We start from the raw sequence: 2,998 nt of genomic DNA, 5'->3' as shown, positions 1-2,998 counted from the left end.
GGTTCTTGATTTATAGGGAACGAGGAAGTAGAACCGGCGACGAGCAGAACAAGAAGCGCAAAGTACAAAATGATTTCTGATTTCATTTTGATGTTTCTTGATGATAGAGCTGTAGCAGAATGATATCCCAAAGTATTTTTTAGTTTTATTTATAGTTGAGAGGTGGATCCAACTGTCTACCAAGAATACCTAGTTACTCTTAAGAGACTGAAAATCTGTTGCTATTGGTTTATTTTAAATTAAATTTTTGGCGCCAAAATACTTTTAAGCTCTTTTCTTTTGATCAAATCAAGTTTTGAGATGATAAGATACCCAACAAATTCTCTTGTTGGCAATAAAACCAATCAATAGCGTTGATTGTTTAGTTTCTTGAGAATAGCTATGTAGTTTTTGAACGAGATAAAGAGTTGATTTAATTGGTAGACAGTCCGGTCGGATCCGTCTCTCACCTAAAAACAATTTGGCTTGGCTTTGATGCTTTTTTAATTAAGATTTTATATTTGACAATCTGGTTTTTTGGAGCCAAAAACAAACAAATTCTCTCGACAGTCTGTTCGGATCGGATCCGTCTTTCACCTATAAACAATTTGGCTTGGCTTTGATGCTTTTTTAATTAAGACTTTATATTTGACAATCTGGTTTTTTGGAACCAAGCCAAACAAATTCTTTCAATGGCAATAGACCAATAGCATAGCGTTGATTGTTTAGTTTCTTGAAAGAGATAAAGAATTGATTTGATTGGTAGACAGTCGGATTCGTCTTTTACCTATAAATAAGGCTAAAATATTTTGGGTTATCATTCTGCTGTACTTCTAACATCAAGAAACATCAAAAATGAAACCACAAATTATTTTGTGCTTTCTGATTTTTGCTGCTTTGATCGTCGTCATTGGTACCTCATCGTTTTCTACAACCCAAGACCATTCTAAAGAAGATCTGGAAGAACGCACTTCAACTACAGCTGCTTCACCGATCAAAAAAAAAGGTTCTAAACCCGACATAAAAATTGCATCTCAGTTCAGAACTCAGATCAGACGCCGCAGCATCCAACAAGATCAATCTAAAGGTGCTACTGGAACTTTGCCGTTTTCTACAAACCAAGACCATTTTAAAGAAGAGCAATTGAAAAAAGAACACAAATCAACTACACCTACTTCTCTAATGGGAAAATTCGTTAAAGTTGTGAGTTCTTCTGTTTGCAAACCGTTTTCACTGATCAAAACAGTTTTTTTTAAAACTAACAAAAAAATTGCAAATCAGTTTGGAGCTTGTTTTTGTCGCGTTCAGCCAAAAAAATCTAGGAGTAGCCGTAGCATTCGTAAGAAAAGCAATTTCTTAGTACCTCGATCCTTCACGTCAAGACTTGTGGCTGACAGTTTTCTTCATGTTTTTATGACTATAATGGTGGTTAACATGAAATTCAACCTTTCACTGATTTGTACATAATTAGCTTAAGGTTCTCTTTGGTAATTTTTCTAGCGATAAACTGAACTTAAGTGTTAGCTGACAAGGAAATCATATTTAATGTTTTGACTGATACTGAGGCTAAGCAGAGCATCATGCGAGCGACGTGACTTGGACATACCTTCGACCCTGTTTATTCTTAATGATTTTCCCTAGCTAAATTTTTTGCAAACCAAAAATGATGAATGATATTTGTTTTAAGAGCAAAATAAAATCTCCTAATATACCCAACTGAATTGTACATTACATTTTTGGAGTTGTTGTAGCTATAAAACTTGTAGTTATCGAACTTCGGGGCACAGTTTGGATATCTCAAAACTATCAGACAGAAAACTTGTTAAGGTACTCTAAGATATTTACTTTTTAGCTGTTTAGCCTTATTTATAGCTAAGAAATAGATTCAACTGTCTACCAACAAAATAATTTTTTATTTTTTCCAAAACCACCTAGCTATTCTAGAGAAACTATAAACTTAGCCTATCGCTATTGCTCCGTTGTTAACGAAAAAAATTTTTGGCTCCCAAACGCCTTACCTTGATGTCAGCCTTACTATACAAAGCTCAACTTATAACAGTTTTAATAACAAGAACTTCAAAAACATGTTTTTTGTTTTTCAACAGAAATTTTATTTCAAATTTTTCATTCATGACATGGCATTTTAGAAAAAAATACAACTTAGCACTGTGAAAAAGATTGAGTCACCCATAAATAATGAGACTTTTTGCCACTGCAGTGCTAACTTTCATGATGGTTCTTGCATACAAAAGTATGCGAATAGGATCTACCGGTTTGGTTTCTTCTTTTACAACGTAGATCGAGGAGTTTTTGGATAGATGTACAGATGCCGACGTGCTCATTTTGGAGATCAAGCCTAGGACAAGAACCAAAAGAATCCAAATGTTGATGAACTTCATATTGGAATCTTGATGACTTTGTTTTTTAACTGTGTTGCTGGCAATTTAGTTAAACTTGAACTGATTTAGTAAACTCAATTTACTCTCAGAAAATAATTTTATGAATCTAATTACATTGCAATCTAGTATAATCAAAGCCAACTAGCTTCTAATTAACTAGTTTAATTAGTTCTGCTGCTTTTGCCATGCCATCCAATTAATTACTCAATTCAATTTTTTAATTAAGCTTCAACAAATCAAATTTGTTAAGTTGTGTTAAATTTAATTTCAAAATCGAATGTTTTTTTCTGTGTTTGTTCGTTGTGTTCTGTTTTTAACGCCATTTGCTGCAGCTGCAGTTTTATGGATACCAACTCAACTAACGCCTATCGATAGTTTCCCAGCCATTAAAAATAGAGGAGGGGAAAAAGAGACGCTTGGTCATTTATCTTTAGATTTGTTTTAACAAAAAATCCACTGAAAATGAAACAGAACACTATTTTTTTCTAGAAAAAGATTTTTCATTTGATTTGAAATAAACCAAAAATGCGCTGTTTTAACGGCATGGACCTCCAGAACCATTCTTTGATTTCTTTAGACCCAGCAGGAAAGGGTATTGGAACGAAATATAGCTTAGAACC

At 33.6% G+C, this 2,998-nt stretch carries 2 protein-coding genes; both read left to right on the top strand.

Translation table 11 applies throughout. From position 1 onward, the window contains the following. The first annotated feature begins 834 nt into the window (after positions 1 to 834). Positions 835 to 1,446: a hypothetical protein gene (locus ABWO04_RS10830; RefSeq protein WP_353079712.1), complete on the top strand. Its 612-nt coding sequence runs from the start codon at positions 835 to 837 to the stop codon at positions 1,444 to 1,446. A 1,209-nt stretch (positions 1,447 to 2,655) separates the two neighbouring features. Continuing rightward, complete coding sequence (locus ABWO04_RS10825) at positions 2,656 to 2,823, top strand: hypothetical protein (RefSeq protein ID WP_353079711.1); 168 nt, start codon at positions 2,656 to 2,658, stop codon at positions 2,821 to 2,823. Positions 2,824 to 2,998: the final 175 nt, after the last annotated feature.

The sequence above is a fragment of the Flavobacterium sp. genome (assembly GCF_040382755.1).
GTDB lineage: Bacteria > Bacteroidota > Bacteroidia > Flavobacteriales > Flavobacteriaceae > Flavobacterium.
This window is presented reverse-complemented; position numbering and strand designations above follow the sequence as displayed.

Bases quoted from the DNA above. Each gene is read 5' to 3' on its own strand.
- ABWO04_RS10830 (WP_353079712.1), top strand. From the start codon at position 835: ATGAAACCACAAATTATTTTGTGCTTTCTGATTTTTGCTGCTTTGATC.
- ABWO04_RS10825 (WP_353079711.1), top strand. From the start codon at position 2,656: ATGTTTTTTTCTGTGTTTGTTCGTTGTGTTCTGTTTTTAACGCCATTT.